Raw genomic sequence first — 24,685 nt, forward strand, 5'->3', positions numbered from 1 at the left:
TGAGACGCCGAGCCTCCTCCCGGTCACCCGTGGGGAAAGGGGCGTCGTGCTCCTGAGACACACCTCTCGCCCGACGGCCCTCTCCGACAGCGACCGCAAAGCCGCACGGCGAATGTCCCGAGCTTCGTGAATAACCGAGGATATAACCAACTCCACAGCACCGTTGAGGGACTTACGACAGCTCCAGACAGTTGGTACGGTAGCGGTTCGGACCCAGAGCACCTAAAAGCCTCAGTCGAATCCCTGGTCGAAGTGGGTGGCCCTCATTCAGAAATAGTGCGTTCCATGATTAAGCGACTCTTCCCAGCGGCTGAGCGGTACATCGGGGGCAGCCATTATGGAGCGGAGTGGAAGGGGCGATGGCTTCGAGAACGTCGAGTCGCTCACGAGGACATCCTGAGGCTGTACTGTGAGCGAATAACAGGAGAGGGCTTACGGGCCTTCACTGATGCTGAGAAGGCCTTTCATCTTATGGCCGACCAAGCTGCGTTCGACAGCTACCTGCGTTCCTTGGACATCGGACGACTGGAAGATGTCATTGCCTCGCTCGAAACGTTCGAAAGCGAATTTGCCAGCGAACACGTCGTACCTGGAACGATTGTACTTCTAAACCTCCGATCTAACCTCCCTGAGCGACCCCGCGGGATGTTTGAGTTGGAGGCGCGACTTGTCGTTGCTCGCGTCACCTATCGTCTCCTACGCTCGCTTGGCGATCCCGATAACGTAGAAAGGGCAGTTAGGGCGATTCTACCCGAACTCACATCGCTTTCCGCGAAGCTGGAACTGATCAATCAAGTGGGATATAGGGAAGGTGTCGGACACAAGCTCGTCTCTGAAGCGGCAGCCGTCGAGTTCGAGAAGAGTTGGCGGTCTGAAGTCCGCGCTACATCGCCATCGGATTTGGAGCGCGAAGGCGATCTCCTACGCCTGCTTTTTTCAGTGAAACGAGACCTGGCTGCTGATGAGCCCCCGTTCGAAATTCCGGAGACCCCCGAACTCACGCTCGCAATTCTGCGAGCCGCACGCGGCGAGGTAAGAAGCCAAAGTATGGACAGCCGAGCTATACGTCGCTCAACGCAACTCCAATGGGATGCACTGAGCGAGATCTTTGGTGGCCCCGAACAACTCAGTCAACGGGTCAATCGGCTCAAAGAAATCCATCCTGAGGGCGAGGACGAGTTACTAAGCCTTGTGGACCGATACCTTGGAGGCTGGCGACCCAACGACTTCAACGATGACTAGAGGAAGAGTTACGGAAGTGCGGCCTACGGCGTGCTGCTGATCGCGCTGGTGGCGGTGGCGTTCGCGGCCGGCTACCAGCGCGTGATCGAACGGTGAGGCTGATCCGGCCGAGGAACGGCCGATCGCACCGCATCGATCGATGTCATGTCGAGGGGAGCGGTAGCGACCCGAGGGATCTACTCGCCCCCGCTGGTGGACCGCTCCTGGCGCGAGAGATCGCCCGGGTCGCGGACCGGGGCCGGATTCTCTATCATACCGCGCACGGAACGCCCGAAACTCACGCGAGCCCCGTCCCTCATGAGCGAAGACCAGCCGCGGCTCCGCTTCACGGTGCCTGGCGCGGCCGGCGTGCACACCGACGCGGCCGGCACGTCCAGGCTCCTGCCGCTCGCCGAGGTGGAAGGGCTGCTCGGCCTGGAAGACGACGCGCTGGTGCTGCAGTACCGGGTGCGGGACAGGGCCGTGGCGTACGACTCGGGCGTACAGGAGCTGCGGGTGCCCCTGGAGGGCGTGGAGGCCCTCGACGTGCGCCGCCGCTGGCTCCGCTCCGCCCGCGTGCTGCTGCGCGTGCGCGACCTGCGGCTGCTCGAGGCGGTGCCGGGCGCCCGCGGCGGAACGCTCGCGCTCCAGCTGGGGCGCGGCGACGTTCCGGCCGCCCTGGATCTCGCCTCCACCGTCGCGCTTCGGGCCGCGGAGCGGACACTGGGCCCGGGCAGCGAGACCGGTGGGCGGCTCGGTCCGCCCTCGGCCTGAGGGGGGAGCTCCTTCGATGAGCGCTTCGTCCGCTCCGGAAGATCGCTACGCCGCCCTTGTCGAGGCGCTGCGGGACACGCCCGGCGTCACGGCGCCCGCGGATCCCGCCGCCCCGAGCCGGAAGTTCGGCGACACGGGCCTGAAGACCGGCGGGAAGATCTTCGCCATGCTCGCCCAGGGCCGGCTGGTGGTGAAGCTGCCCCGGCACCGCGTCGACGCGCTGGTCGCGGCCGGGAGCGGCGAGCGCTTCGACCCCGGGCACGGCCGCGTGATGAAGGAATGGCTGAGCCTCGATCCGGCTGCGAAGGAAGAATGGCTCCCGCTCGCCCGCGAAGCGCTGGAGTTCGTCGCCGCGCGCGCCTAGCGAAATCGGAGCCTCAGGCGGAGAGCGAGCGAATGTCCCGGGTCAGACTGGCGTTCGGCGCGCTCGTCCTCGCCCAGGCCGCCCATTCGGTCGAGGAGTACCTCGGCCGCCTCTGGGAGTCGTTTCCGCCGGCCGGCTTCGTGGCGGGGCTGATCTCGCGGGACCGCGAGCTGGGGTTCATCGTGTTCAACGTGGCGCTCGTGGCTTTCGGCGCCTGGTGCCTGCTGTGGCCCGTGCGCCGCGAGTGGCCGTCCGCCGTGCCGCTCGCGTGGCTCTGGATCGCCATCGAGACGATCAACGGCGTGGGGCACCCCTTCTGGTCGCTGCGCCAGGGCGGCTACACGCCGGGACTCGCGACGGCGCCGGTGCTCCTGGTGCTCGCTCTTTATCTCGCTTCACGGCTGCTCACGGTCCCCCGCCCCGCCTCGCGAGCCGCCTGACGAGGCAGCGGAGCGGAAGGCGCGCCAGGGCAGAGCGGTCGCACCCCTTTCACGCGGAAGAGATCGTGGCGAATCCCGAGAGCGTCACCTGGCGGGTCCCGGTCGGCGGCGCGGAGACCACCGCGGCGTACGACCCGGCCGAAGCGGAGGGCCCGCGCGTCGTCTTCGTCTGCGCGCACGGCGCGGGCGGCAGCATGAACGACCGCGGCATGCTGGCGGTCGCGAAAACCCTCCGCTCGCGAGGGCTCCACCTGGTCCGCTTCAACTTCCTCTACAAGGAAAAGGGCTCGGGGCGCCCCGACCCGATGCCGCTGCTCAAGGACACCGTGTCCGCCGTCGTGTCGCGCGCCCGGGAAGAGCTGCGGCCGGACGTGCTGGTCATCGGCGGGCGGTCGATGGGCGGGCGGGCGGCCTCGATGCTCGCCGCCGACGGCTTCGCGTGCGACGGTCTCCTCCTGCTCGCCTACCCCCTCCACCCCGCCGGCCGCCCCGAGCAGCTCCGCGACGCGCACCTGCCGGCCATCCGCGTCCCCGTCCTCTGCTTCAACGGCACCCGCGACGACCTGTGCCGGCGCGACCTGATGGAGCGGGTGCTGGAGGGGGTGACGACCGACTGGACCATGCACTGGCTGGAGGGAGCCGACCACAGCTTCCACGTGCTCAAGAAGTCCGGCAGGACCGACGCCGAGGTCCTCGACGAGGTCGGCGAGGCCGCCGAGAAGTGGGTGGCGCGGCTCGGCGGGTAGGAGGCCCCTCCGGCTCGCTGGGGCTCGCACCTCCCCCGTTCCGTGGGAGGTCGCAGGGCGGCCTTCCACGCGGGAGGCGGACTCTTGATCTGTTTCTCTGTGTCTCTGTGCTTCCGTGTGAGTCAATGCCGTTGCCGTTCTCCTCTGCTGACTCTGCTGACTCTGCGTGAGACCTGGTCTTTTCCCCTGGATCTCGCATGAGAAAGGGCGCCGCCCCCGGGTTGGGAGCGGCGCCCTCTGCTTCATCCGATCGGCCGAGCGCGACCGAAAGGCTCAGTGCCGGTAGGAGACGCCGAAGCGCAGGACGAACACGTTCGACGAGCTGTAGTCGTAGTCGATCACCACCGGCTCGCCCACGATCACCTCGCCCACGGCCGTGTCGCGCACGCGCAGGTCGTCGGTGTTCCAGAAGGTCATGAAGTCCTCGAACCCCAGCGACAGCGCCCACCGCTCGCTGCGTCCGATGCGGGTGACCGCGTCGGCGGCCAGGTTGAGCGCGAAGTGGCTCGAGGTGCGGTCGAGCACCTCGTCGTCGCCGTTCCAGTCCAGCCACACCATGGTGGGCGCCACGGTGATGAACGCCGAGGGGTGGAAGCGCCGGTTGTCGGGGATCGGGTCGGGGAGCCGCACCGACACGCCCGCCTTGGCGAACCACATGGCCGGACCGTCGGTGTCGAAGATCTCGGTGGACTCGTCGGTGTGGAAGACGGTGATCTCGTCCTGCTCCGCGGCCGAGTAGGCGCCGCCCACCACCAGGCTCCAGGGGCCGCGCAGCCGCAGCTCGGCGTTCAGCCCCGCCATCCCGCCCCCGCCGCGCTGCGACTCGAAGCGCGACTGGTCGCCGCTCTCGCTGATCACCACCACGTTGCCGGCGTCGAAGGGAACGCGGATGCCGATCCAGGGGGTGAGCGCGAAGCGGTGCTGCGGCAGCCGCTCCGGGGGCGGCTCGTTCGCGAGGAGCGGACGGTCCTGCGCGGCCGCAGCGGCGGGAAGCGCGAGCAGCCCCAGCAGGGCGAGCGCGCTGCGTTTCATGGCATCCTCCTGGAAATATGGCAGGGGGTGGTGGCGTGTGTCGGCAGGTTTTTCAGGGAGTGTCACGCAAGATAATGTCCCACGCCACGTTGCGGAATACTCGCGCAACGGCGCGCCATCCGCGTGAAAGACGCGAGTCGCCGCCGATCCCGTAACCGCTTGAACGGCTTTCAACTACGCGTGTGGGCGTGTCCCCGCTGCGCGGGGCCGGGCTGCGCGCGCCGTAGGGCACGATACGACCGCGCCCAACGGCGCCGGGCCCCCGGCGCGCCCAGGTTCCGCACATTCTGCCGGTTCCGGTACTTTTTGCGCGCCGGGTTCCCGGCCCTCCGGGCGCGCATCCCTCACGCAACTGCGGGGGACAGGGAACAGGGTACAGGGAACAGCGAGCAGGCTCGCGCACGAGTCCGTAAAGTACCCTCTCCCGAAGTTGGGAGGGTGGCGACGCGGTAGCGGCGCCGGGTGAGGGCCCCCGTGGCGGCGCCGGAGCCCGCCGTCTCGCCCTGTGATCACCCCCCGCCCAGCCGCTCCAGCATCGCCGCGGTCACCACCGTCGGCTCGCGCGGCAGCCGCTCCACGGCGAAGCGGCCCACCAGTTCCCCCGCGGCCGCCTCCTCCCCCTCCTCCGCCAGCCCGCACGTCGCCGCCAGCCAGCCGGCCACGCGCTCCGGCCGCACCCCCCGCGCGCGCAGCTCCGCCAGCGACACCGCGCCGTGGCGCTTCGCCAGCCGCTCGCCGTCCTCGCCCAGCATCAGCGGCACGTGCAGGAAGGCGGGCGGGGCCAGGCCCAGCGCGCGGTAGAGCAGCAGCTGCCGCGCGGTGGACGAGAGCAGGTCGGCGCCGCGCACCACGTGCGTGACCCCCATCGCCGCGTCGTCCACCACCACGGCCAGCTGGTACGCCGCGGCGCCGTCCTTCCGCCGCACCACGAAGTCCCCCGTCTCCGCCGCCGGGTCGTAGCAGCGGCGCCCCATCAGCAGGTCATCGAAGCACACCTCCCCCGGCTCCACCCCGAGCCGCAGCGCCAGCTCCGACACCCCCAGCCGCAGCAGCGACGGCGCGGCCGCGTCGGCCGCCCGCGCGCGGCAGGTGCCCGGGTAGCGCGGCCCCTCCTCCCCCATGTGCGGCGCGCTGGCCGCCGCCGCGATGTCCTTCCGCGAGCAGACGCAGCCGTAGAGCAGGCGGCGCTCCGCCAGCCGCCGGAGCGCCGCCTCGTACCACTCCCCGCGCGCGGACTGCACGTAGGGCGCGTGGGGGCCGCCCGCGTCCGGCCCCTCGTCCCAGTCCAGCCCCAGCCAGCGCAGCTCTTCGAGCTGCGCCTCCATGACTCCCGGGCGCACGCGGCCGGCGTCCAGGTCCTCCACCCGCATCACGAAGCGCCCGCCCGCCGCGCGCGCGTGCAGCCACGCCAGCAGCGCCGTGCGCGCGTTGCCCACGTGCAGCCCGCCCGTGGGGCTCGGAGCGAAGCGCCCGCGCACCCCGCCGCCCCCGCTCACTTCGGCGGCGCCCATCCCGCGCCCGGCCGCTCCTTCCCCGTGTCCCGCGGCGTCGGCGGGGGAGCCGGTGCCGGCGCGGGCGAGACCGGGGCCGGAGGCGGCGGCCCGGCCGTCTCCGCCGCGCCGCCGATGCCGGTGATCACCAGGTAGGTGAAGAGCGTGGGAGACTCGGTGCGCCAGGCGCCGCGCGCGTTCAGGATGAGCGCGGACAGCGCGGTCATCTCCCACCCCGCCTTCTCGTCCGCCGCCCACTTCTCCTCGGTGAGCCGCGAAATGCCGTAGCGCTCGCCGTAGCGCCGCACCGACTGCGAGCCGGACTTCACGTTGTCTTCCACCGTGGGGTTGGCCCACGCCCACAGCCAGGTCTTCTCCGACTTCGAGAGCGAGCCGACGAACTGCACCTTCGCCACCACCCGCTTACCCGCGGAATCCGAGAACACCAGCTCTCCCGTGCGCTGGTCCCACTCCACGCGGCGCAGGCTGTCCAGCCCGAGCTCCTCCTCCAGGCTGTCCTGCCGCGCCTCCAGCACGTCGACGGCCTCCAGCACCAGCTTCTCGTACTCCACCTGGCCCATCGGCTCCGCCTTGCGCCCGCACCCCGCGAGCGCGCAGGCCAGGAACGGAACGGCGAGCCGGCACCAGCGCACGTAAGTCACCACGATCCTCCCACCTCAGGCGAACGGTCGGCGGCCAAACGAAAGCGAGCGCCGCCGCCCGCTTGCCAGAACCGCGCCCCAGCCGCACCGCCAACGTCGTAGGGTCGTGGTCTGCCTATGGTCTGCCTCGACCGGCGGAGCCCGACCACGTCCGAAAGCCGCCTCCCGCGCGATCCTCGGCCTCCACGCGCTGTTCTCCCTCTCCCGCGCAGCAGGGAGGGCCGGGGAGGGGGCACCTGCCCGCCACCGCGCCGGAACCCGTCGAGGGCGGTTTCCGACCGCCCGTCGTGCAGCGACCTGGCCTCACCCCAGCCGCGCGACGCTCTCGCGCAGCGCCGCCACGTGCGGGTGGTCCGCGCCGAGCTGCGGCTCGTAGAAGGCCAGGGCGCGCTCCAGCAGCGGGCGCGCGGCTTCGGTCTCCTCCAGCGCGGCCAGCAGCGTCCCCAGCTTGAGCAGGTCCCGCGCGACGCTGGAGTAGTGCGGCCCGTACGCGGCCTCGTCCACCTCCAGCGCACGCTCGTACAGGCGGCGGGCGCCCTCCGCGTCGCCCAGCTCCGCCAGCACGTCGCCCAGGTTGCTGCTCACCGTGGCGAAGAAGGGGTGCCGCGTCCCCCACACCTCGGGGATGAGCGCCAGCGCGCGCTCGAACTGCGCCCGCGCCCCTGCCGGGTCGCCCGAGCGGTGCAGGATGGTCCCCAGGTTGTTGATGTGGGTGACGGTGGTGCGGTGGCGCTCGCCGTGCGCCGCCGTGAAGATCTCCACCGCGCGCGCGGCGTTGCGCACCATCCCCGCGCGGTCGCCCAGGTGCAGCAGCGCGCCGTTCAGGTAGGTGAGGTCCAGCGCCACCCGCGGGTCGGCGGCGCCGTGCGCCCGCTCCCTCGCCGCGGCCGCGCGCTCCAGCAGCCCCCGCGCCTCCTGGTAGCGTCCGCGCGCCACCTCGAAGCGCCCGGCCAGGAAGAAGAGCCGCGCCGCGTGCTCCAGCCCCTCGCCCGCCGCGGCGCACCGCTCCGCCGCCTCGACGGCCTCCGGGAGCAGGCGCTCGCACCCGGCCCGCGACTCCTCGCGCTCCGGCTCGGGCGGGAACGCCTCCGCCAGCGCCGCGGCCCGCGCGGCCGGGTCTCCCCCGCCCTCCCCCGCGCTCACGCCGCCCCCCGCTCGGCCGCGCGGCGCAGCGTGCGCAGCATCTCGACGCGGATGAGCCCGCTGAACGGCCCCACCAGCCGCCAGTAGCGGCGGAAGCGGCGCCGGCTCGCCTCGTCGGTGCAGCGCACGCGCGTCTCCGTCGCCAGCCGCACCCGGCCGCCCTCGTCCGCCAGGGTAAAGTTCCACGCCGCCACCGCGTAGCCGGGGCGATCGAAGGCGCGGAGCTCCGCCGGCGTCACCCGCACGATCCCTCCCGCCGCCCGCCAGAACCGTCCGACGAGCCCCAGCACCACCTCCTCGCCCGGCCGCTCGTCCAGCAGCACGAACCCGCTCCGCAGCAGCCCGTCCATCGTCACCCCCAGCGCCCGCCGCCGCCCGCGCCCCGCGAAGAGCCCCGGCAGCGAGCGCAGCGCGAAGAGGACGCGCACCACCGGCGAGCGGGCCAGGTCCAGCGTGCGCACGGCCGTCCACACGCGCTCCCGCGGCGCGGCCACGGCCGTCGCGTGCCGCTCCACCACGTCGTACGCCGGCATCCAGTCGTCGATCAACATCAGTGCGAAGTGCGAAGTGCGGGGTGCGGAGCCGGCTTCCTCGCGCCGAGCTGGCTTCCGCGCCGAAGGAGCCCGCGCAGGCGGGCTTTTCGCCGTTGTTGCCGCGGGTTCACCCGCCCCTGCCGGCGCCCTTGCCCGCCCACCCCGCACCTCGGTTCTTCCACGCCCACCACTTCAGCAGCTCGGGGTCGTGCCGCTCGTGCGAGGCGAAGTAGACGGCGCAACGCAGCACGTACAGCATGCACCGGTCGATGCGCACCCCCTGGAGCTCGCACAGGCGCTCGTACAGCGCCTGGGGGTCGCGCCCGCGCAGGTCGCCCGGCGAGCGGATCCCCAGCATCCAGAGGTCCTCGGCGATCGAGCGGCCCACGCCGGGGATGCGCCGCAGCTCTTTCAGCGCGGCGCGGCGGTCCTCCTCCATCCGCGAGCCTCCGTTCAAGGACGGTACAACCTTCCGGGCCGCTCGTGCGTCCAACGTTTCGGCGCGGCCTGGGGCTGGGTTGAAACCCTGCGACGCCGCGCCCCGTAAGGCAGACCGGCGGCGGGTGGGTCCTCATGGATTCCTAATCTGCCGTCCGCAACAAACGGGGCAACCGGTCTGTACTTGTTGGGCGAGTTCGGCGCGTTCGAGAATGCCGACGCGACCCCCACCTCAACGTGTAATGCGTCCTCCGGGTGGGCACGGCTGAGAACCGATCGAGCTCCGAGCAGGGTGAGACCGCATGGGCAGCGAGGCCCGCCAGGCGCAAGCCGGGCGGGCCTCGGCCTTTTCCCCTTCCGAACGTCCCCGGCTCCCCGGGCCTACGGGACCACGCCTTCCGCACCGAAACCCGGCCCCCGCGCGGAACCAGCCTGCGCAGGCAGGCTTCTCGCCGTTGTTGCCGCGGGTTCACCCGCCCCGGCACCCTCGTGGTCCATCGCGCGCACCCGCGGCGGGAGCCTGCGGATCAGCAGCCACCCCACCAGCGCCGCGAAGATCGAGGCGGCGAAGATCCCGATCTTGGCGCTGCCGACCAGCTCCTCGTGGCCGGGGAAGGCCAGGTTGGTGACGAAGAGCGACATGGTGAAGCCGATGCCGCCCAGCCACGCCACCGCGTGCAGCGCCCGCCAGGAGGCGTCGCCCGGCAGCGCCGCCAGCCGAAGCCTGGTCGCCAGCCAGGCGAAGAGCGTGATCCCCACCGGCTTGCCGAGGAGCAGCCCCAGCAGCACCCCCAGCGTCACCGGGCCGCCCAGCTCGGCCAGCATCCCCCCGTGCAGCTCCACCCCCGCGTTGGCGAGGGCGAAGAGGGGGATGATCCCGAACGCCACCCACGGCTGCAGCCCGTTCTCGATCCACTGCAGCGGGGCCTGCGCCGCCTCGGCCGTCTCCTCCAGCTCCAGGATTGCCGCCTGCTGGCCGTGGTTGGTGAGGATGCTGTCCCCCTCGTTGCGGTCGGCGTCGCCCGCGCGGTCGAACTCGTCCAGGAGCCGGCGGCCGCGCTCCAGGAACTCGATGCTGTCGATGCGCGTCCGCGCGGGGATGGTCATCGCCAGCAGCACCCCGGCCACCGTGGCGTGCACCCCGGACTTGAGGAACGCGAGCCAGACGAGCAGCCCCGGCACCAGGTAGAACCACGCGCGCCGGCCCCCCAGCTTGTTCACCACGCCCAGCAACGCCAGCAGCGCCAGGCCGATCCCCAGCGCCCGCAGGTCGATGGAGCCCGTGTAGAAGACGGCGATCACCAGCACGGCGCCGATGTCGTCGGCGATGGCGAGGGCGGCCAGGAACACCTTGAGCGAGGCGGGGGTGCGCCGCCCCAGGAGCGAGAGGACGCCCAGCGCGAAGGCGATGTCGGTGGCCATGGGGATTCCCCAGCCGTGCTCGCCGGGGCCGCCCAGGTTGAGCGCCATGAAGATCGCCGCCGGCACCAGCATCCCGCCCAGCGCCCCGGCGATCGGCAGCGCCGCCCGCCGCGCCGAGGCCAGCTCGCCCACCAGCACCTCGCGCTTGATCTCCAGCCCCACCAGGAAGAAGAACACGGCCATCAGGCCGTCGTTGAGCCAGTGGTGGAGCGGGTACGCCAGCCGCCAGGAGCCCAGCTGGAAGGCCAGCTCCGTCTCCCAGAAGTGGTGGTAGCCGCCCGCCCACCGCGAGTTGGCCAGGAAGACGGCCGCCAGGGTGCAGGCGATCAGGACGATGCCGCCCGCGCTCTCGGTTGCCATGAAGCGCCCGAACGGCGACAGGAGGCGCTCGAACGGCGTGGGCGGCGGGGGCGGGAGGATGTGGCTCCGGGCTACGCTCATCGGCTCGCGCGGCCACCCGGGCGGGGCGGCATTCGAGGTCCGTCTCGGGGTCGACGGAGGGAAGGTAACCGAATCCCGAGCGCCGCGCGAATTGAGAGTAGATGCTGCTGAATGGCGCCGTGGAGCCGTTCGGCCACGCCTTACGCCGCACCGGGGCTGGCGCCCCGGAGGCCCCCTCCCCCGCTGCGGCGGTAGAGGGGAACGCCTCGGCGCTGCGCGCGACGGAATCGCGTGCGGGATACGGGTGAAGCCTCGCGCGGTTTGCGAGGCTTTCCGTGGTTCCAGCGAGTGTGTTTACGCACTCGCGGCCAGCGCCCGCCTCACGCACTCACGCACTCACGCACTTCTACTGCTGCCCGGAGGACATCGAGGTGCGGCCGGCGCGGAAGGCGAAGCTGCCGGCGAGCAGGGGGTAGGGATTGGTGTTCACGCCGTCCCACCAGCGGGTGGGGTCCGGCACGGTGGAGACGGAGAAGTGGAGGTGGTAGTTGCCGGCGCCGGCGTTCCCCGTGTCGCCCACGTAGGCGATCACCTGGCCGCGCAGAACGGGGAGCCCTTCGCGCAGGCCGGCGGCGTAGCGCTGGAGGTGGGCGTAGTAGTAGACGGTGCGCCCGTCGGGGTCCAGCTGGTAAATGGTGGTGCCGCCATTGCTGCTCTGGCGCAGCTTCAGGATCGTCCCGTCCGCCGCCGCCAGCACGGGGGTGCCGCCCGGCGCCATGATGTCGATGGCGTGGTGCACCCGCCCGCCGGAGCGCGCGGCGTAGTACGAGTCCTCGAGCTGCTCGGGGCGGACGCCGCGCACGGGGATGGCGAGCGACGCCCCCGGCGCCACGTACGCCTCGGGGCGGGGCGCTTCCGTCCGCTCGCGGCGCTCGGGGGCGGGCCGCTCGCGCTCGTACCGCGGCTGGGGAGACGTCGCCAGCTCGCTGCGCGGGTAGCAGGCGGCGAGCGGAAGGAGGAGGGCGGCGGCGGCCAGGCGGGCCGCGCCGCGGGGGAAAACCGCACGCACGCGCGCGCGCCGACGGAGGGGAGTCATGACGGCTCTCCGCGTTCGGGGGTGGGCGTGTTTGCGTGTGGGGGCACGGAAACGACGGGATGTCGGCTACACAGTGCGCTCGGGCTCGTATTTTGGCAAGAGTTTTATTGCGGAGGCGGCGTGTCGGCTCGATGCCATTGCATCCGGCCGCGGCAGGATCGGCGGCCGCGCGACTGGACAAAGTTCCACGGAATGCCTATATCGGCGGCTGGACGGCGGATCGTGACCGCGCTTCCGCCAGCGGCATTCCGCATTACGATCCGACGACCCGAACGCGATGGCGACCGCGACCAGCAGCAGCCCCGAAGGCACCATCCGCCGGCAGTGGGAGAAGTGGAGCCCCCTGCCCGGGGGCAGGCGGATGTTCAGCTTCCTGCTGGGCCGGCTGGTCCCCTACACCGGGACCATCGGGGCGCGGGTGGAGGAGCTGAAGCCCGGCTACGCGCGTGCCGTGCTGCGCGACCGCCGCAGGGTGCGCAACCACCTGCGCTCGGTGCACGCGATCGCGCTGATGAACCTGGCCGAGTTGGTGTCGGGGCTGGCGCTCAACTTCGCGCTGCCGCCGGACGCGCGCTCGATCCTCAAGGGGCTCTCGATCGACTTCACCAAGAAGGCGCGGGGGACGCTCACCGGCGAGTCGACCGCCCCCGTGCTGCAGGACAACGCGGAGCGCGAGCTCGAGGTGGAGGCCACCATCCGCGACGAGGTGGGGGACGTGGTGGCGACGGCGCGGGCGCGCTGGCTGGTGGGGCCGAGGAAGTAGGGCGAGGACATCGGCGGCGGAATGAGGAAGCCCCGTCTCTCGGAGGAGAGGCGGGCTTTTCGTGGGCGCCTGGGATCTGATGGCGCCTGAAGACGCTGCAACAACGGCGAAAAGCCCGCCTGCGCGGGCTCCTTCGGCGCATTCCGACGCGTCGGTGTGAGTGGCCGGCTCCCGACGGGCGAGGCAGGCCTCGCCCCTACGCCATCGGATCGCGAGGGAGGCCGGCGAGCGCCTCCCGGTGGCGGGGAGCGAGGGTGGAGGCGTCGACGGCGGGGCGCAGGCGGGCGAGGAGAGCCAGCAGCTCGGGGCGGTCGGCGCTGGTGCGCAGGTGCGCTTCCAGGGCCAGCTCCAGCGCGCGCTTCTCGCCGGCCGCGGCGGCGGGCCCGTCGCCCCTCAGGCGGTGCACGTCGGCTTCTTCTGCCACCACCCCGGCCCAGGCGGCGAGGACGTCGGCGTCGGCCACCATGTGCGCCGCGGTCTCGGAGTCGAGCCGCGGGGCCAGGTCGCCCAGCGGGCCCAGCAGCTCGCCGACGGCGGCGCGGCACTCTCCCAGCGCCCCGGCCAGGTCGCCCGACTGCTTGCGCAGCAGCATGGCCGCCATCATCTGCGCCACCTGGCGGATGAGGCGGAGGATGTAGTCCTTGCGCTCGCGGGAAGTCAGCATCGGCTTTCTTCCGATCACCGGGAGTCGAGCGGCGCCCGCTCCGGGCTCCACCGCCCGAGCTGCGCCAGCACCAGGTCCGCCGCGCGGCCGTGGAGCGTGACGGTGACGGCCGGGTCGGCGATCGAGAAACGGAGGCGGGGGAACCGGCCGAAGCTCCGCCACGCGCGGACGTCGCCCATCGCCTCCCACGGGATCGCCAGCGGCGGGCTCACGAGGGCGAAGAGGGGAAAGACCGAGAGCCCCACGCCTTCGCGCCCGGCCGACACGTTCAGGACGCTCCCGTAGCGGACCGGCGCCCACCGCCAGATCCTGGCGGACGCGAGCCCGACCGTGTCTTCCGGCGCCCTCAGCGGTCCGCGGAACCGCCCCGCCAGCGCGCGCCATCCGCTCAGGTAGGCGAGCAGCACGGTGATGCCGGACCACAGGACGGCGAAGAAGACGAGGAACAGCAGGATGATGAGCGGGATGCTGACCGGGGACTCGTTCATCGGCGTCGTGCTCCGGTTCGGGAGGCTACGCGAAGGACGGGGGATCGGTACGGGCGGCGACCAGCGGAAGTTGCGGATCCTGCGTCGCCAATCCCGGATCCGCTCGAACGAATGTAATGAGGCGGAGCGGGCATCCGTGTCGCTGCCGCGCCCGACCCACGTGGCAGGGCGGGTAGATCCTTCGGCCCTGCGATCATCCGGACGGACGCTGGTCCCGTGTGGCCGGGCCTCAGGATGACCGCAAGCACCTATCAATCTATGCTGCGACCTCCTCCGCGAGCAGGTTCGCGATCTCGGGCGGGTCAGAGCGGCGGATCACCACCTCGGGGGTGCCGTGCCAGGCGGCGCACTCGCGCAGCGCGCCGGCGACGTCGGCCAGGAGGCCGCGGGTGGCGCGGACGCCGGGCTCCAGGTACAGCGCCTTCACCTCGAAGACGCCCTCCCTGCGGTGCGCCTTGGCGTCCAGCCGCCCCACCAGCGCGCCGCGGCGCAGGACCGGGAGCGTGAAGTAGCCGTAGCGCCGCTTGGGCGCCGGGGTGTAGCACTCCAGCCGGTAGTCGAAGCCGAACAGCTCCACGGCGCGCGCGCGGTCCCACACCAGCGGGTCGAAGGGCGAGAGCAGCGTGGTGAGCGTGGGGCGGACCTCCCCCGCGGCCGCCGCCGCGGCAAGCGCGCGGTTCTCCGGGTGCACGTAGCCGGGCTCCTTCCACCCCTCGACGTCGACGGTGATCAGCTCGCCCTCGTCCGCCAGCGCGCGCACGACGGCCGGCGTCTCCCGCTTCGCCATGCGGAAGTAGTCGGCCACCCACCTGGCCCTGGCGACGCCGAGCGCGCGCACGGCCTTGAGCGCCAGCGCGCGCTGCGCCTGGCCGTGCGGCGGGACGCGGGCGTCGTCCCAGCCGGGGAGCACGCGCTGGCGCAGGTCGTAGACGCGCTGGAAGTTCTCGCGCCGGGCGATCATCAACTCGCCGGCGGTCAGCAGCGACTCCAGCGCGCGCTTCTCGGGCTTCCACCCCCACCACCCGGCCGTCCCCTTGCCGTCCCTCCGCTCGAAGTCGGCCGAGCGGACCGGGCCGCCCTCGCGCACGGCGCGCAGCACGCGCTCCGCCTGCTCGGGGTGCTTCTCGATCCAGCCGTGCGAGTACTTCCACCCCATCGAGTGCGGGTCGAGCATGCGGTGGCGGTAGAGCGGGTAGTCCTCGATCGGGAGGAAGCACGCCTCGTGCGACCAGTACTCGAAGATCGCGCGCTCGGCGAGCAGCTCGTCCAGCCAGCGCGGCTCGTAGGCGCCCAGCCGGCTCCAGAGCACCAGGTAGGGGCTGCGCGCCACGACGTGGATGGTGTCGATCTGGAGCGCCCCCATGCGCCGGATCGCCGCCAGCACGTCGGCCTTCGTCGCCTTGCGCCGCGGCCGCCGGTCCAGCCCCTGCGCCGCCAGCAGCAGCGCCCGCGCCGCGTCTATCGAGAGTCGAATCTCGGTCATCCGTCACGTCAGAGCAGGAAAACATCCGCGCGGCCCCCGGGGTGCCCCCTCTCCCCCCGGCCCCCTCTCCCCCGCTACGCGGGAGAAAGGGGGAGAACAACACGCGGGGACCAGGCTTCGACCCCACTTTCGCACTTTCGCACTTGCACTTCGCACTTCGCACCCCGCACTTCGCACTTTCAGATCTTCCGCAGCCTCACCCGCTCGACCCGGTGGTCCTCGCCCTTCTCCAGGATCAGGCGGGCGCGCTCGCGGGTGGGCTCGATGTTCTCGCGCAGATTGACGGCGTTGATGGTGGCCCACACCTGGCGGCCGAACTCCATCGCCTCGGCTTCGGACATGCCGATGGCGTACTGGTGGAAGAACGAGGAGGGGTCGCGGAACGCCGTCTCGCGCAGGCGGGCGAAGCGCTGGAGGTACCACTTCTCCAGGTGCTCCTCGCTGGCGTCGATGTAGATGGAGAAGTCCAGGAAGTCCGAGACGAACACCCGCGGCGGCCGCCCGTCGCCGCCGATGCCGCTCTGCAGGACGTTCAGGCCCTCCAGGATCAGGATGTCGGGCCGGCGCACCACCAGCTCCTGGCCGGGGACGATGTCGTAGACCAGGTGCGAGTAGACGGGCGCGCGCACCTCCGCCCGGCCCGCCTTCACCTCGAAGAGGAAGCGGATCAGCCGGCGCACGTCGTAGCTCTCGGGGAAGCCCTTGCGGTCCATGATCCCCCGCTCCTCCAGCACCCGGTTGGGGAAGAGGAAGCCGTCGGTGGTCACCAGGTCCACCGTGGGGTGGTCGGGCCAGCGGGCCAGGAGCGCCCGCAGGATGCGCGAGGTGGTGCTCTTCCCCCCCGCCACGCTGCCGGCGACGGCGATCACGTACGGCACCCGGGCGGCGGGGCTCCCCAGGAAGGTGTCGGTGACGCGGTAGAGCTGCTGCGCGGCGGCCACGTACAGGTTGAGCAGGCGCGAGAGGGGGAGGTACACCTCCGTCACCTCGTCGAGCGAGACGGCCTCCTCGGCGCTCCGGAGCGCCGCCAGGTCGGCCTCGGAGAGGGTGAGCGGCGTGTTCCCGCGCAGCCGCGCCCACTCGTCGCGCGTGAACTCGATGTACGGCGAGAAGCCGGGGTCGGGGACGGACAAGTGCGTGGAGTACGGAAGTACGGAAGTACGAGAGTACGGAAGTGCGGGGCCGGAGCAGTTTCGTACTCTCGTACCCCGTACTTTCGTACTCGCGGTTCTCACTGCACCGGCGAGGCTCCCCAGACCACGTAGCCCAGCAGGAGCAGCGTGGGGACGAGCGGGGCCGTGGTCCACACCAGCGCGCGGCGCGTGTTGCCGCGGCGCCAGGCGCGCCACGCCACCCACACGCAGGCCAGCACCAGCAGCGGGTACGCCCAGATGAGGGCCGTGACGGCGTAGGCCCCGGGCGGCGCCCCGGGATCGACTCCCGCCAGCGAGATCATCGCCACCACGAACCAGGGGAGCAGCGACAGCAGCATCAGCGCCTGCGAGGCGATCATCCAGACCAGCGCCCCCCGGCGCGGACGGCGGGGCTCGGAGGTGACGGTGGCGTTCATGGGAATCGGTGAGGGGTGCGGGCATCAGTTTCCACTCCGCACCGTCGTGACGCAAGGGGGAGCGACGGCCGTCGACTCAGCCGGGTCGGTGGGCGCGGATCAGCTCGAGAGCCCGGACCGTGGCCTCCTCACCGGTCATCCCCGGCGGCTGATGCAGTTCCACCACGTTGGTACGCGTGCCGAGCACGCTGCGGAAGCGGGCCTCGAACTCGGCCAGGAACGCCATCCGGGCCTCGTCGCAGCGGCCGTCGCGCCGCAGCAGCCGGGTCCGCAGGGTTTCCGGGTCGCAGGAGAGATAGATGGTCAGGTCCGGCCAGGAGATCAGGTCGAAGAGCGCGTCCAGCACCCGCGCCACGCGCGCGCCGTCGTAGGCCCGCCCCAGGACCACCGACTGGTAAACGTACTTGGAGAGCGGCCCCCGGTCCGAGAGCACCAGGTCCCCCCGCCTCCGGCCTTCCGCCACCCCCAGTTCGTACTGGTGGAAGAAGTCGCTCAGGAAGGCGAGCGACTGCCCGAGGAGGGACGGGGAGATGACGTGCGGGCTCTCGCTCACCGCGCCGGAGAGGTAGCGGCCGACCGGCGCGTCGGAAAACTCGGGGACCGGCCGCAGAGCGGGAAGCCGCTCCGCCAGCCGCCCGGCCACCGTGGTCTTCCCCGTCCCGTCCACCCCGTCGAGCGACACCCAGAAACCCGCCGGCGCCGGCATGCCCTCCTCACTCGTCGTAGTCGAAGCTTTCCAAGAGACGGCGCACGCGCTCGCTGAAGAACGCCTGCACGACCACGTCGCGGTGCCGAAGTCCCCGTGGCGTGAGGCGGTACGCCGCGTCCTCCTCCTCCAGGAGCGCCAGGTTCCGCAACGCGGCGAACTGCTCCGGGAAGACCTCCGCCGGGTCGCGGCCGAACAGCGAGCGGAACCAGCCCCGGTCCAGCCGGATCAGTCCCAGCACCACCGCCTTGCGCATCCGCTCGTCGTCGTCCATGACGAACCCGTCGACGATCGCCTCTCCGGCCGCGCCGACCCGCGCGAAATAGTCCCGCAGCGCCCGGGCGCGGTGGCGAACGCTGTAGCCGTTGCGGAAGTCGCCGTGCCAGAGGTAGCTCCGGGCCCCGGCGCCGAAGCCCAGAACGTTGGCCATCCGCCAGTGGTTCTCCTTCTGGCGGTAACCGCCCCGCTCGTCGCGCACGTAGCGGATGTGCGTCTCCTGCCGGTACCCGGCCGCCAGCATCGCGGCGCGGAAGTAGTCCTGCCGCGCGTACTGCTCGCGCCCGCAGACCTCGCGGTATCCCCGCGCGCTGAAGCCCGTGGCGGGGCGCAGCGTGAGCGGATACGCGCAGATGGTCTCCGGCCGGTAGGCCAGCACGGCATCCACCGAGGCGCGCCAGCTCTCCGACGTCTGCCCCTGCAACCCGTAGATCAGGTCCACGCACACGTTGTCGAACCCCACCGACTGGACGATCTCCAGGGCGCGAAGCGGAGTGTCGGCGTTGTAGCGGCGCCCGATCAGGTGTAGCTCGCCGTCGGCGAGCGTCTGGAACCCCAGGTTCACCCGGTTGATGCCGATGGCGCGGTACGCCCGGAACTTCTCCTCCTCCACCGTGTCGGGCGAGACCTCCAGCGCCACCTCCGGGATGGAGGCGACCTCGCAGCCGATCTCGTCGCGCAGGAAGGCGAAGAGCCGCGCGAAGAACTCCGGGGCGAGCAGCGACGGCGTCCCGCCGCCCAGGTACAGGGTGCTGAAGGTCTTGCCGCGCAGCAGGGGAGCCCGGTGCCGCACCTCGCGCTCGAGGTAGTCGACGTACGCGTTGAGCCCGGCCCCGTCGCGCGCCGCTACCGCGAACAGGTTGCAGAACGCGCAGATCTGGCGGCAGAAGGGGAAGTGGAAGTACAGGTCGACGCTTTCGAAGCGCCGGAGCGACTCGGCTAGGAGCGGCGCCAGTTCCGCCTCCCCGAAGGGGCGGTACGCCTGGCGCGGGGGATACATGTACACGTAGTCCCCCGCCACCTCCTCTGCGATGTGCCGCTCCAGCTCGGCCGGGGACGCGCTCAGCAGCTTCACGGCGCTCCTCCCGCCACGACGGCTGGCGGATCGTTCACCTGGATCTTCTCCTGCGACAGGAACCGCATGATCTCGCGGGCGGAGGGCAGGTTGGTGATGCGCCGCCGGAGGCCGTCCAGCTCCAGCGTGAGGCTGATCGCCTCCAGCGGGTTGCGCTCGGTGCGGGAGAGGAGGCCCCTGGTGGCGAAAGTGGACAGGCAGAGGATGCACAGCCGCTCGAACGCCGTTTTCACCGGCGTGAACAGCATGTCTTGGGCATAGAACTCCATCACCTCGCCGAACGTGAACCAGTACACGGGCTCTTCGCCGCGGTACCCGATCCACTCGTGGTTCGCATCGTTGATGATCGGCCGGATCGACCTATCCGCCACCGCTAGGAAGCTCAGGTCCACGTAGTGGCGCAGGCCGTCGTGCACGTCGCTGTAGCAGAGGAGCGGGCCGATGTCGATGTCGTCGCCGGAAAGCCGCAGCTCGCGCTCCGCGTACCGGCGCAGCTCGGCCGCGATGTTGCGCCGGATCCCCAGCGGCCCGCCAAAGGTCCCGTAGGTCTGGGGCTCGGGGCTCTTCCGCCGCCTGGTCAGGAGCAGCTCGCCTTCGGGGTTCAGCAGGAGCACGCCGATCCCCACCGCCGGGTGCCGGGGCTGCGCGTCGCCGATCTCCTTCACCCAGCCCAGGAAGTTGTGTTTCTCGGCCGCGAGGTCCGGGGCGGGGCTCCCGGCGCTAAAGGCGGCCAGCGAAGGGAGGTAGTCGAAGCGCACGGCACTGTGCAGCAGGTCGCTCGGCACCTCGGTCGGGGCCCGCCAGACGACGAGCACCCGCACGCCGATCTCCCGGGCGCGGTCCACCACCCGCGCAACGGCGGCGCTGCACTCCTGGCAGCGGCCGCTGTCCACGCGCAGCAGGACCAGCGCGGAAGGCGGTCGGCCCAGCACTTCCTCCAGCCGTTCCCGGGGGTCCGAGCAGAGCACCGTCGAGAAGCCCGCGATGCGGAAGCTGCGGTCCTCGGGAGCGAGCAGCCCGTCGGGGAGACGCTGGTAGCTCTCCCTCACCCACTGGTCGAGCAGGGTCGTACGCCCCCCGGGGTCGGCGCGGTCGCCGCCCGCCGCCCCGGGGACGCCGTCCCGGTGCCCGCAGGTCAGGACGCCGAACTGGAGTTCCGGGACCTCGCGCTCGTTCGTGCTCACCCAACTGGAGCCGCTCCCGGCGGCGGGCGGCGCGGACGCCGCCCCCGCCTTCGCCGGGGTCATCCGGAACCGCGTCCGCTGGTCCGCGAAGTCCCCCTTCTTCACCAAGTGGTAGTTGGTGACGAAGTCGCCGCTCCCCGTCCAGAGCCGCGGCCACACCCGCAGGATGAGCCGCCCCTTCCGGCTCCGCCAGAGGGAGCAGACGCTGTATCCGTGCTGCCGGTGCGAGGCGTTCTGGTCGTCGTGCACGGCGCCGCTCGCCACCCAGACGATTTCCGCGCCGTCGAGCCGCCGCAGTCCCCACCCTTCGGCCTTGTGCTCGTGCCCGGACAGGTAGAGGTGCGACACCCTGGGGAGGAGCGCCCGCAGGTCCTCGCCGTCCTTGAGCCAGTCGAACGGGTGGTGGCTCAGCGCGATCACGAAGTCGTCTTCCTCCACGCCGTCCAGGAACAGCTCGGCGAACTGCTGGTTGCCCACCTGCAGGTGCCTCCTGTCGTGGTCGCCGGCCTTCCCGGTACAGAGCAGCGCGGTGTTCATCCCCACCAGCAGGATGCTGAACTGGTCGTTCACCGGCAGGCGGTACCGCCAGTACAGCCCGTCGCCCTGGATCCCCGCTTCCGTGTTCGCCGGGGCGAACTCCCGGGCGAAGGCCTGGTAATTGGCGACCCGGCGGGCGAGCAGCTCCCGGTCCGCCGGCGTGGAAAGCGCGGCGGAGATGTCGGCCCCCTCCCACAGCTCGCTCCGCAAGCGGCTCACGTTTCCGTCCGCGTCCGCGTTGAGCTGGACGTCGTGATTGCCGGGGATGACGAAGACCCGGTCGGCGCGCACGTCCACCTCGCCCGCGATGCCCTGGAGCCACTCGGCCGCCCGGGCGTATTCCCAGTCCTGCACCGCGGCCCCGCTGAACGCGATGTCGCCCGTGACGATGATGGCGTGCGGGGCCGGCACGGTGCGGTTCTCCACCAGGTCCACGATGTCCCGCTTCATGAACTCCAGGACGATCCGCTGGTTGTACTTGTAGCCCGTGTTGCCGTGCCCGAAGTGAATGTCCGAAAGGTGGATCCAGCTAAAGACGTAGTCCGGGCTGCTCATGATGGTCTCCTGTATGGTCCGGCGGGAGGTGCGGCGGCGGGGGCGGGCGGATCGAAGCGGCCGGCCAGCGCCGCCGCCAGCAGGTTCCGGGTGTTGGCCGAGAGCTGGGATTCCATTTCGCGGAGTTGCTCCCAGGAGAAGAAGCGGAGCTGGTCGTGCTTCTGCGGCTCCTGAAGGGCGGGGGCCCCGGAGACCACCTCGGCGAGGAACCAGTGGTAATGCCACTCGCTTGCCCCCTCGTGGAAGGAGGCGGTCCCCAGCGGGCGCACGAGGCGCACCTCGACCCCCAACTCCTCCCGCGTCTCGCGGCGGGCGGCCTCTTCGGCGCTCTCGCCGTCCTCCACCTTCCCTCCGGGAGTCTCCCACTGCTCGCGCCCGGGGACGCAGCGGTGGAGCAGCAGCACGCGACCAGCCGGGTCGAGAATGACGCTTCCCGCGAGCGTAATGGGTGAAGGGGAACGCAAAGGGAGCGGTCGAAACGGGTGAACTGTCGTGCGGGACGCGGAGCGGCCGCGGCGAACACCGGTCAAGCCCAAGGTAACGCGGGCGGCCTGGACGTTCAACCGCTTTCCGTTCCCTTGCGGCCGGTCCCCGAACGCGCGCCTCCGAGGTGTGTGGGAGGGGACGGTGCAGGCGCTCCGTCCCCGCCCGGCAGCCGCGCCGGACGGGGGCTCGTTCGTTGTCGGCCCGACGTCTCAGCGCGGGGCGAGCCCCAGCACGTCCGCCCCCTGCTCGAAGACGATGTCCACCGGGATGCCGGCGCCGGCCAGGCGGTCGAGGTCCGACTGCAGCTCGGCGTCGATGCGGCCGTACTTCGCCATGAACGCCTTCACGCCCTCGTAGTCGCCGTCGCCCTGGAAGCGCAGGATCTGCTCGGAGAGCGCGTTCATCGCCTGCGTCATCTTCTCGCGGTCCACCCGGTAGGTGCCGCTCGCCGCGTCGCGGGTGAAGGCGCCGCGCTCCTTGAAGTAGTTGAAGCGCGCCACGTTCGCCCGCCCGTGCGCGCTGCTGGCCCCGAAGCGCACCGAGCGGAAGATGCTGGCCAGGAAGGTGACGTAGCTGTCCATCACGTCGCCCTGCAACTCGCCCATCCCCTGCAGCTGTGTCTGCATGTAGAGGCCCAGCACGTCGGCCTTCCCCTCCTCCAGCGCGCTCGCCTCCTCCTTGAGCGCCTCGCGCACCGTCCCCCGCCCGTTCACGGTGTTCTTGATCCCCAGCCCGTGCGCCACCTCGTGGAACATGGTGTTGCCGAAGAAGGCGTCGAAGGTGATGTGCCGGCGCTGGTCGGGGGCGATCAGGATGCCGGCGATCGGCACCAGGATGCGGTCGAACTTGGCCCGCATGGCGTTCTTCAGCTGCAGCCGCCGCGTCCCCTTCTGCAGCTGCACCTCCTCGTCGTTGGGGAGGTTGATGGCGATGGTCTTGGAGCCGGCATTGGCCTGGCCGGCGTAGAAGAGCACGTCGTAGGCGTTCAGGTCGCTGTCGGTGCCCGGCGTCTCGCGCCTGTACGCCTCGGGGACGGGGAGGCCGCGCTGCAGCCGGGGAAGCAGGGCGGCGTAGCGGGTGAGGCGCCGGCTCCACTCCTGGTCCTTCACCAGCACGTACGCCTCGTGCGCCGCCTTGTAGCCGAAGAGCAGGTCCTCGTACGTCTCGATCGGCCCGATCACCACGTCGAGGTGGTTGTCCTTCATGTCCAGCCAGGCCAGGTCGCTCGCCTGGTACTGGTCGGTGAGCAGGGCCTCGGCGCGCTCCTCCAGGTAGCGGCGCAGGCCCGGCTGCGGGGCCAGCACCGCCGCCTGGCGCAGCTTCTCGGCCGCGCGCCGGTGGTGCTCGGCATACGCCACGTGGAAGGGGACGGCGGTGAGCCGCCCGGACGCGTCGCGGCGCACCAGCGTGTACAGGCCCTTGAGCGAGTCGGCGCGGGCGCCGCCGCGCGCCACCTCGGCCTCGAACTCCGCCTTCGTCATCCCCGCGGGATAGTAGCCGGCGCCCTCGGGCTTGGCGCCCGCGCCGGCCAGGAAGGGCGCGTCGCCGGCCAGGCGGTCCCACGGCCCGTAGTTGATCTCCACGTAGCGCCGCACCCGCGGGTCCGTGACGCGGGCCAGCAGCGAGTCGCGGCTGCCGTACGCCTGCATCCAGAACACCGCGTCCATCTCGCGCGCGGCGTCGATCAGCAGCGGGATCATGCGCCGCTCGTTGTCGCTCAGGCCCGACAGGTCGGTGGTGAGGCGGACGGTGGTGTACCTGGCCAGCAGCCGGTCGATGGAATCCGTCGGGGCGTTCTGCGCCGCGGCCGGGCCGCCGCCCGCGAGCAGGGCGAGGGCCGCGGCGGCCGCGAAGAGGTTGCGGGAGGTCATGCGCTCTCCTGAGGGTCGGCGATCAACGTCAGGCAGATGAGATTCAGCGCGGGAGATACTCGCAACCGCGCGGAGCCGCCGCAAGCGGCGCGCGCTCGTACGGCCGATACAGCAAGGCCGCAGTCCGGATCGGAACGGCGGGCCCCGCGTCTGGTACCGCTCCGCGCCTCACCCGACGCGCCGGCGGGGCTTCCACCCGAAGCGCTCGAGCGAGATGCGGCCGTTGCCGTCGAACTCCACGCCCTCGGCCTCCAGCCGGAAGCGCTGCTCCAGGTCGGCGCCGCCGCGGCCGCGGCCCAGGCTGATCCGCCCCGCGGCGTTCACCACCCGGTGCCAGGGGACAGCGGTGTGCGCGGGGAGCGCGTGCAGCGCGTACCCCGCCTGCCGCGCCCGCCCGGGGAGCCCCGCCAGCGCCGCCACCTGCCCGTACGTGGCCACGCGCCCGGCGGGGATGCGCCGCACCACGCGGTACATGCGCTCGTACGCGCTCGGCTCCTCGGTCATCGCACCGGTTTGCGGAAGATCAGGGACGTCTATCGTTGTGGGATGGAATCCGGGAGTTTCGTCTACGACCCCCACGCCCATCGCTGTCATCCTGAGGAGCCGCCGCGCGGGATCACCGGAATGAGCGGATGCCCGGCGGCGACGAAGGATCTGCGGGCAGGATCCGAGCGTGAGCCTGGCTGACGCTCGAATCCCACCCGCAGATCCTTCGGGCGCACAAGCTCTTGTGCGGACGCGACTTCGGTGTGCGCGCCCTCAGGATGACAGCGTGGCTATAGTGCAGGTTTGTAAACACCCTTAGAGGATGACCGGCGTCGTAATGGCTACACCCACGCCTTCGGCATGACCTCCTCGGCGCGGCGGCAGAGCTCCTCCAGCCCCGCTTCGTCCACCAGCGCCCAGTCGGGCGGCACCGGGCGCAGGCGGCGCTTGGAGCTCTCCGACTCGAAGGTGAGCCAGCCGGTCTCGGTGGGCGGGAAGTAGAGCCGGCTCCGGCGCATGTCCAGCCGGCGGTCGGGAATCGCGCGCCGGTCGGGGAAGTGGATCTTCGCCACCTGGATGCGGCGCATGGCCAGGCGCCGGTCGATGAGCCTGGGCGCCACGTCCCACACCCGCCACTGGGTGCCGGCGGAGTCGGTGAAGCGACGGTATGGCATCGAAGGGTCTGCCTCCAGGCGGGTGATCCGGGGAACGAATGGGGGGAACACGTCAAATCTACACGCGCACGCCCGCATCTCCAAGACGGCCGTGCGGGCGGAGTGTACACGGTGGACGACCGCCC

Annotated in this window: 26 protein-coding genes; 6 read left to right on the top strand and 20 right to left on the bottom strand. The window is 71.4% G+C overall.

The features are described 5' to 3' along the window. Window positions 1-471: 471 nt before the first annotated feature. From VF746_17495 to VF746_17515, 5 genes are all read left to right on the top strand, one after another. On the top strand, window positions 472-1,242 hold the full coding sequence (locus VF746_17495; GenBank protein ID HEX8694219.1) for a hypothetical protein: 771 nt from the start codon (window positions 472-474) through the stop codon (window positions 1,240-1,242). 297 nt (window positions 1,243-1,539) lie between these two features. Beyond that, complete coding sequence (locus VF746_17500; protein HEX8694220.1) at window positions 1,540-1,995, top strand: hypothetical protein; 456 nt, start codon at window positions 1,540-1,542, stop codon at window positions 1,993-1,995. 16 nt (window positions 1,996-2,011) lie between these two features. After that, on the top strand, window positions 2,012-2,359 hold the full coding sequence (locus VF746_17505; GenBank protein ID HEX8694221.1) for a TfoX/Sxy family protein: 348 nt from the start codon (window positions 2,012-2,014) through the stop codon (window positions 2,357-2,359). A gap of 32 nt (window positions 2,360-2,391) precedes the next feature. Next, window positions 2,392-2,799 (top strand): HXXEE domain-containing protein, encoded by a 408-nt coding sequence (locus tag VF746_17510; protein HEX8694222.1) that lies wholly within the window; start codon window positions 2,392-2,394, stop codon window positions 2,797-2,799. A gap of 65 nt (window positions 2,800-2,864) precedes the next feature. After that, window positions 2,865-3,545, top strand: coding sequence for an alpha/beta family hydrolase (locus VF746_17515; protein ID HEX8694223.1), 681 nt, complete (start codon window positions 2,865-2,867; stop codon window positions 3,543-3,545). Between the two features lie 273 nt (window positions 3,546-3,818). On the opposite strand, the gene VF746_17520 is transcribed toward VF746_17515, so the two are convergent. The 8 genes from VF746_17520 to VF746_17555 all read right to left on the bottom strand — a co-directional run bounded on the left by VF746_17520 (window position 3,819) and on the right by VF746_17555 (window position 11,742). Further along, complete coding sequence (locus VF746_17520) at window positions 3,819-4,577, bottom strand: hypothetical protein (GenBank protein ID HEX8694224.1); 759 nt, start codon at window positions 4,575-4,577, stop codon at window positions 3,819-3,821. A 509-nt stretch (window positions 4,578-5,086) separates the two neighbouring features. Beyond that, window positions 5,087-6,088, bottom strand: a complete 1,002-nt coding sequence (gene gluQRS, locus VF746_17525) for a tRNA glutamyl-Q(34) synthetase GluQRS (GenBank protein HEX8694225.1) — start codon at window positions 6,086-6,088, stop codon at window positions 5,087-5,089. Then, a complete protein-coding gene (locus VF746_17530; protein ID HEX8694226.1) occupies window positions 6,070-6,732 on the bottom strand; it encodes a hypothetical protein in 663 nt (220 codons plus the stop codon). Before VF746_17530 ends, gluQRS begins: the two co-directional genes overlap by 19 nt. Before the next feature lie 300 nt (window positions 6,733-7,032). Further along, entirely contained in the window at window positions 7,033-7,872 is an 840-nt protein-coding gene (locus tag VF746_17535; GenBank protein ID HEX8694227.1) for a tetratricopeptide repeat protein, read from the bottom strand. After that, the gene (locus VF746_17540; protein HEX8694228.1) at window positions 7,869-8,423 is read right to left on the bottom strand and encodes a hypothetical protein; all 555 of its coding nucleotides are present in this window, start codon (window positions 8,421-8,423) and stop codon (window positions 7,869-7,871) included. The genes VF746_17535 and VF746_17540 overlap by 4 nt, the downstream gene beginning before the upstream one ends. A 109-nt stretch (window positions 8,424-8,532) precedes the next feature. Further along, window positions 8,533-8,844 (bottom strand): helix-hairpin-helix domain-containing protein, encoded by a 312-nt coding sequence (locus VF746_17545; GenBank protein ID HEX8694229.1) that lies wholly within the window; start codon window positions 8,842-8,844, stop codon window positions 8,533-8,535. A gap of 380 nt (window positions 8,845-9,224) precedes the next feature. Continuing rightward, the gene (gene nhaA, locus VF746_17550) at window positions 9,225-10,706 is read right to left on the bottom strand and encodes a Na+/H+ antiporter NhaA (GenBank protein ID HEX8694230.1); all 1,482 of its coding nucleotides are present in this window, start codon (window positions 10,704-10,706) and stop codon (window positions 9,225-9,227) included. A 346-nt stretch (window positions 10,707-11,052) separates the two neighbouring features. Further along, window positions 11,053-11,742, bottom strand: a complete 690-nt coding sequence (locus VF746_17555; protein ID HEX8694231.1) for a M23 family metallopeptidase — start codon at window positions 11,740-11,742, stop codon at window positions 11,053-11,055. A gap of 277 nt (window positions 11,743-12,019) precedes the next feature. Here VF746_17555 and VF746_17560 point away from each other — a divergent pair, with 277 nt between their 5' ends. After that, window positions 12,020-12,505, top strand: a complete 486-nt coding sequence (locus VF746_17560; protein ID HEX8694232.1) for a hotdog fold domain-containing protein — start codon at window positions 12,020-12,022, stop codon at window positions 12,503-12,505. 196 nt (window positions 12,506-12,701) lie between these two features. Here the strand turns inward: VF746_17560 and VF746_17565 are convergent, their stop codons facing one another. From VF746_17565 to VF746_17620, 12 genes are all read right to left on the bottom strand, one after another. Then, a complete protein-coding gene (locus VF746_17565) occupies window positions 12,702-13,169 on the bottom strand; it encodes a hypothetical protein (GenBank protein ID HEX8694233.1) in 468 nt (155 codons plus the stop codon). Window positions 13,170-13,183: 14 nt separating this feature from the next. Beyond that, window positions 13,184-13,657, bottom strand: a complete 474-nt coding sequence (locus tag VF746_17570) for a hypothetical protein (GenBank protein HEX8694234.1) — start codon at window positions 13,655-13,657, stop codon at window positions 13,184-13,186. A 256-nt stretch (window positions 13,658-13,913) separates the two neighbouring features. Continuing rightward, window positions 13,914-15,140, bottom strand: a complete 1,227-nt coding sequence (locus VF746_17575) for a crosslink repair DNA glycosylase YcaQ family protein (GenBank protein HEX8694235.1) — start codon at window positions 15,138-15,140, stop codon at window positions 13,914-13,916. 179 nt (window positions 15,141-15,319) lie between these two features. After that, window positions 15,320-16,273: a type I pantothenate kinase gene (gene coaA / locus VF746_17580; protein ID HEX8694236.1), complete on the bottom strand. Its 954-nt coding sequence runs from the start codon at window positions 16,271-16,273 to the stop codon at window positions 15,320-15,322. A 98-nt stretch (window positions 16,274-16,371) separates the two neighbouring features. Further along, the gene (locus VF746_17585) at window positions 16,372-16,710 is read right to left on the bottom strand and encodes a hypothetical protein (protein HEX8694237.1); all 339 of its coding nucleotides are present in this window, start codon (window positions 16,708-16,710) and stop codon (window positions 16,372-16,374) included. A gap of 76 nt (window positions 16,711-16,786) precedes the next feature. After that, window positions 16,787-17,416 (bottom strand): deoxynucleoside kinase, encoded by a 630-nt coding sequence (locus VF746_17590; protein HEX8694238.1) that lies wholly within the window; start codon window positions 17,414-17,416, stop codon window positions 16,787-16,789. A 7-nt stretch (window positions 17,417-17,423) separates the two neighbouring features. Beyond that, on the bottom strand, window positions 17,424-18,767 hold the full coding sequence (locus VF746_17595) for a coproporphyrinogen-III oxidase family protein (protein HEX8694239.1): 1,344 nt from the start codon (window positions 18,765-18,767) through the stop codon (window positions 17,424-17,426). Next, on the bottom strand, window positions 18,764-21,043 hold the full coding sequence (locus tag VF746_17600) for a metallophosphoesterase (protein HEX8694240.1): 2,280 nt from the start codon (window positions 21,041-21,043) through the stop codon (window positions 18,764-18,766). Before VF746_17600 ends, VF746_17595 begins: the two co-directional genes overlap by 4 nt. Beyond that, window positions 21,040-21,606 carry an NUDIX hydrolase gene (locus tag VF746_17605; GenBank protein HEX8694241.1) on the bottom strand — a complete coding sequence of 189 codons (567 nt, stop codon included), beginning with the start codon at window positions 21,604-21,606 and terminating at the stop codon, window positions 21,040-21,042. The genes VF746_17600 and VF746_17605 overlap by 4 nt, the downstream gene beginning before the upstream one ends. Window positions 21,607-21,738: 132 nt before the next feature. Beyond that, the gene (locus tag VF746_17610) at window positions 21,739-23,400 is read right to left on the bottom strand and encodes a hypothetical protein (GenBank protein ID HEX8694242.1); all 1,662 of its coding nucleotides are present in this window, start codon (window positions 23,398-23,400) and stop codon (window positions 21,739-21,741) included. 168 nt (window positions 23,401-23,568) lie between these two features. Beyond that, window positions 23,569-23,904 (bottom strand): MGMT family protein, encoded by a 336-nt coding sequence (locus VF746_17615; GenBank protein HEX8694243.1) that lies wholly within the window; start codon window positions 23,902-23,904, stop codon window positions 23,569-23,571. Window positions 23,905-24,227: 323 nt separating this feature from the next. Then, entirely contained in the window at window positions 24,228-24,560 is a 333-nt protein-coding gene (locus tag VF746_17620; protein HEX8694244.1) for a hypothetical protein, read from the bottom strand. Between the last annotated feature and the right edge of the window lie 125 nt (window positions 24,561-24,685).

The sequence above is a fragment of the Longimicrobium sp. genome (genome assembly GCA_036389795.1).
Classification (GTDB): domain Bacteria; phylum Gemmatimonadota; class Gemmatimonadetes; order Longimicrobiales; family Longimicrobiaceae; genus Longimicrobium.